The organism is Streptomyces sudanensis (assembly GCF_023614315.1).
Classification (GTDB): Bacteria; Actinomycetota; Actinomycetes; order Streptomycetales; family Streptomycetaceae; genus Streptomyces; species Streptomyces sudanensis.
Genome location: NZ_CP095474.1, coordinates 629,209 through 634,026 on the forward strand (window position 1 = coordinate 629,209; position 4,818 = coordinate 634,026).

At 72.6% G+C, this 4,818-nt stretch carries 2 protein-coding genes and 2 pseudogenes; 2 read left to right on the plus strand and 2 right to left on the minus strand.

All coding sequences use genetic code 11. The features are described 5' to 3' along the window. Nucleotides 1-3,472, plus strand: a 3,472-nt coding sequence (locus MW084_RS02700; protein WP_275563453.1) for a multifunctional oxoglutarate decarboxylase/oxoglutarate dehydrogenase thiamine pyrophosphate-binding subunit/dihydrolipoyllysine-residue succinyltransferase subunit, incomplete at its 5' end; no start/stop codon positions are given. A 131-nt stretch (nucleotides 3,473-3,603) separates the two neighbouring features. Then, on the plus strand, nucleotides 3,604-3,783 hold the full coding sequence (locus MW084_RS02705) for a DUF6104 family protein (RefSeq protein WP_010476542.1): 180 nt from the start codon (nucleotides 3,604-3,606) through the stop codon (nucleotides 3,781-3,783). A gap of 6 nt (nucleotides 3,784-3,789) precedes the next feature. Here MW084_RS02705 and MW084_RS02710 read toward each other — a convergent pair. Then, nucleotides 3,790-4,005 (minus strand): annotated as a pseudogene (locus MW084_RS02710) (hypothetical protein); the annotation flags it as partial. Between the two features lie 29 nt (nucleotides 4,006-4,034). Further along, nucleotides 4,035-4,583, minus strand: a pseudogene (locus MW084_RS02715) (hypothetical protein); the annotation flags it as partial. Between the last annotated feature and the right edge of the window lie 235 nt (nucleotides 4,584-4,818).

Genomic DNA, 4,818 nt, shown 5'->3' on the forward strand with positions numbered 1-4,818 from the left:
GGCTCCCGCGGCCCCGGCGAAGGCCCCCGCCGAGCCGGCCGCCGCGAAGCCCGCCGCCGCGAAGCCGGCCCCCGCCAAGGCCGCACCGGCCGAGGCCCCGGCCGGTGCGGAGTACGTGACGCTGCGCGGCCCCGCCGGCGCCGTCGCGAAGAACATGGACGCCTCGCTGGAGGTGCCGACCGCCACCTCGGTCCGCGCCGTCCCGGTGAAGCTGCTGTTCGACAACCGCATCGTCATCAACAACCATCTGAAGCGCGCCCGCGGCGGGAAGATCTCCTTCACCCACGTCATCGGGTACGCGATGGTGCAGGCCATCAAGGCCATGCCCGCCATGAACTGGTCGTACCAGGTCAAGGACGGCAAGCCGACCCTGGTGAAGCCGGAGCACGTCAACCTCGGCCTCGCCATCGACCTGGTGAAGCCGAACGGCGACCGCCAGCTGGTCGTCGCGGCCATCAAGAAGGCCGAGACGCTGGGCTTCTTCGAGTTCTGGCAGGCGTACGAGGACATCGTCCGCCGCGCCCGCGCGAACAAGCTCACGATGGACGACTTCACCGGCGTCACGGTCTCCCTGACCAACCCGGGCGGCCTCGGCACGGTCCACTCCGTGCCGCGCCTGATGGCCGGCCAGTCGGTGATCATGGGCGTCGGCTCGATGGACTACCCGGCCGAGTTCCAGGGCACCTCGCAGGACACCCTGAACAAGCTGGGCATCTCCAAGGTGATGACCCTCACCTCGACGTACGACCACCGCGTCATCCAGGGCGCCGCCTCCGGCGAGTTCCTGCGCGTCGTCGCCGACCTCCTCCTCGGTGAGAACGGCTTCTACGACGACATCTTCAAGTCGCTGCGCATCCCCTACGAGCCGGTCCGCTGGCTCAGGGACATCGACGCGTCGCACGACGACGACGTCACCAAGGCCGCGCGCGTCTTCGAGCTGATCCACTCCTACCGGGTCCGCGGCCACGTCATGGCCGACACCGACCCGCTGGAGTACCACCAGCGCAAGCACCCCGACCTGGACATCACCGAGCACGGCCTCACCCTGTGGGACCTGGAGCGCGAGTTCGCGGTCGGCGGCTTCGGCGGCAAGTCGATGATGAAGCTGCGCGACATCCTCGGCGTCCTGCGCGACTCGTACTGCCGCACCACCGGCATCGAGTTCATGCACATCCAGGACCCGAAGCAGCGCAAGTGGATCCAGGACCGCGTCGAGCGCCCGCACTCCAAGCCGGAGCGCGAGGAGCAGCTGCGCATCCTGCGCCGGCTGAACGCCGCGGAGGCGTTCGAGACCTTCCTGCAGACGAAGTACGTCGGCCAGAAGCGGTTCAGCCTGGAGGGCGGCGAGTCCGTCATCCCGCTGCTGGACGCGGTGATCGACTCGGCCGCCGAGTCCCGCCTGGACGAGGTCGTCATCGGCATGGCCCACCGCGGCCGGCTGAACGTCCTGGCGAACATCGTCGGCAAGTCGTACGCGCAGATCTTCCGCGAGTTCGAGGGCAACCTCGACCCGAAGTCGATGCACGGCTCCGGCGACGTGAAGTACCACCTGGGCGCCGAGGGCACCTTCACCGGCCTCGACGGCGAGCAGATCAAGGTCAGCCTGGTCGCGAACCCCTCCCACCTGGAGGCCGTCGACCCGGTCCTGGAGGGCGTCGTCCGCGCCAAGCAGGACATCATCGGCAAGGCCGGCACGGACTTCACCGTCCTGCCCGTCGCCCTGCACGGCGACGCGGCCTTCGCCGGCCAGGGCGTCGTCGCCGAGACGCTGAACATGTCGCAGCTGCGCGGCTACCGCACGGGCGGCACGGTCCACATCGTCATCAACAACCAGGTCGGCTTCACCGCCGCCCCGGAGTCCTCGCGCTCCTCGATGTACGCCACCGACGTGGCCCGCATGATCGAGGCGCCGATCTTCCACGTGAACGGCGACGACCCGGAGGCGTGCGTCCGGGTGGCGCGGCTCGCCTTCGAGTTCCGCCAGACGTTCAACAAGGACGTCGTGATCGACCTCATCTGCTACCGCCGCCGCGGCCACAACGAGGGCGACAACCCGCAGTTCACCAACCCGCAGATGTACACGCTGATCGATCAGAAGCGCTCGGTGCGCAAGCTGTACACCGAGTCGCTGATCGGCCGCGGGGACATCACCCTGGAGGAGGCGGAGCAGGCGCTCCAGGACTTCCAGGGCCAGCTGGAGAAGGTCTTCACCGAGGTCCGCGAGGCCACCGCGCAGCCCAGCCCGGCGGTCGGCACCGACCCGCAGGCCGGCTTCCCGGCGGAGGACGTGAAGACGGCCGTCTCGCAGGAGGTCGTCAAGCGGATCGCCGAGTCCCAGGTGAACATCCCCGACGGCGTCACGGTGCACCCGCGGCTGCTGCCGCAGCTCCAGCGCCGCGCGCAGTCGATCGACGACGGCACGATCGACTGGGGCATGGGCGAGACCCTCGCCGTCGGCTCGCTGCTGATGGAGGGCGTCCCGGTCCGCCTCGCCGGCCAGGACTCGCGCCGCGGCACGTTCGGCCAGCGCCACGCGGTGCTGGTGGACCAGGTGACCGGCGAGGACTACACCCCGCTGCTCTACCTGTCCGACGACCAGGCCCGGTACAACGTCTACGACTCGCTGCTCAGCGAGTACGCGGCGATGGGCTTCGAGTACGGCTACTCGCTGGCCCGCCCGGACGCGCTGGTCATGTGGGAGGCGCAGTTCGGCGACTTCGTCAACGGCGCGCAGACCGTCGTCGACGAGTTCATCTCCTCCGCCGAGCAGAAGTGGGGCCAGACCTCCGGCGTCACGCTGCTGCTGCCCCACGGCTACGAGGGCCAGGGCCCGGACCACTCGTCCGCCCGCCCGGAGCGCTTCCTCCAGATGTGCGCGCAGAACAACATGACGGTCGCCATGCCGACGCTCCCGTCGAACTACTTCCACCTCCTGCGGTGGCAGGTGCACAACCCGCACCACAAGCCGCTGGTCGTCTTCACGCCGAAGTCGATGCTGCGCCTGAAGGCCGCCGCGTCGAAGGTGGAGGAGTTCACGTCCGGCGCGTTCCGCCCGGTCATCGGCGACACGTCGGTCGAGCCGTCCGCCGTCCGCAAGGTCGTCTTCTGCACCGGCAAGGTCTACTACGACCTGGACGCCGAGCGGCAGAAGCGCGGTGTCACGGACACGGCGATCATCCGCCTGGAGCGGCTGTACCCGCTGCCGGGCGCCCAGCTCCAGGCCGAGATCGCCAAGTACCCGAACGCCGGGAAGTACATCTGGGCGCAGGAGGAGCCGGCGAACCAGGGGGCGTGGCCGTTCATCGCGCTGAACCTGATCGACCACCTGGACCTGGCGGTCGGCGCCGACATCCCGCAGGGCGAGCGCCTGCGCCGCATCTCGCGGCCGCACAGCTCCTCCCCGGCGGTCGGCTCGGCCAAGCGCCACCAGGCCGAGCAGGCGCAGCTGGTCAACGAGGTCTTCGACGCCTGACCGGCGGCCGTCGCACGCGCGGACCGGAGAGCCCGGCACCCGAGGGGGTGCCGGGCTCTCCGGCGTGCCGGCCGCCCTACCCTGGACGGGAGCACCCGGGGAGCGCCCCGGCAGGATTCAGGAGACGTGTCTTGTACTTCACCGACCGTGGCATCGAGGAGCTGGAGAAGCGGCGCGGCCAGGAAGAGGTCACCTTCGAGTGGCTCGCCGAGCAGCTGCGGACGTTCGTGGACCTGAACCCGGACTTCGAGGTGCCGGTCGAGCGGCTGGCGACGTGGCTGGCGCGGCTGGACGACGAGGACGACGAGTAGCCGCCCCTACGACGCGGGGCGCCCCTCCCGGACGTCGAGGGCGGGACGCAGCCCCAGCGCGCCCTGGAGGGCGAGCAGCGCCCCCGCCGCGGCCCAGCCGGGGGCGCGGCGGGCAAGGGACCGGGCGAGGAGCGGCAGGCCGACGGCGAGCTGGAGGCCGGCCAGGGCGAGCCGGGCGCGGCCCGGGGCGGCGGTGCCCGGCCCGGGCTGCGCGCGACGTCCNCGGCCCGGCCGGGGACGTCGCNCGCACNGGGGTGGGCCCGGGCCGCGGCGAGCAGCCGCCCGGCCGGCTCCCCGGGCCGCACGCCGGGCGGCGGCTCCAGCCCGAGGCGCCCGAGCACGGCGACGAGGCCGAGGAGGCGGGCGCGGGCGTCGGCGTCCGGGTCGGGGCGGGTGAGCTCCCCCAGGTCCCGCACGTCGAGGACCGGATCGAGGCCGAGGCGCTCGGCGAAGGTGAGCACCGCCTCGTCCTCGCCGACGGGGGTGCCGTCCGCGAGCCAGGTGTAGTCGACGGGCCGGCGGAACCCGTACGCGAGGGTGTGGCCGGCCCGTTCCCCGTCCCACCACAGGGCGACGACCGGCCAGGGCTCGCCGACGGCGAGGGCGGTGGCCCATCCGGTGGCGATCCGCTCGACCGGTGCGGAGCCGTCGCTCCAGGAGCGGCCCTCGGGGACGAGGACGCTCCAGCCCGCGCCCGCCGGGGCGAGGACCGCGCGCTCGCGCAGCAGGAGGGCCGGGGCGGCGACCTCGTCGGGGTCGGCCCGGCAGAGCAGCAGCACGCCGGTCGGTGTCGCGTCCATGGGCCCCACGCTAGGGCAGTGCGCCCGTTCCCGGCGGGCTCGACATGGTCCGGGAGGGTTGCGGGGCGTACGGGGGCGGATGTCCCGACGCGCCCCCTTCCGGGCGGTGCGGGCGCCGGACGCCCGGCCGGTCGGCCGGGGCAGGCGCGTACCCGCCGGGCGGCCGGGAGGNNNCCGGGGCCTCGCGGCGCGGGGGCGCGGGCGGACGGCGCCGCAGGGCGCCGCCCGCCCGGGG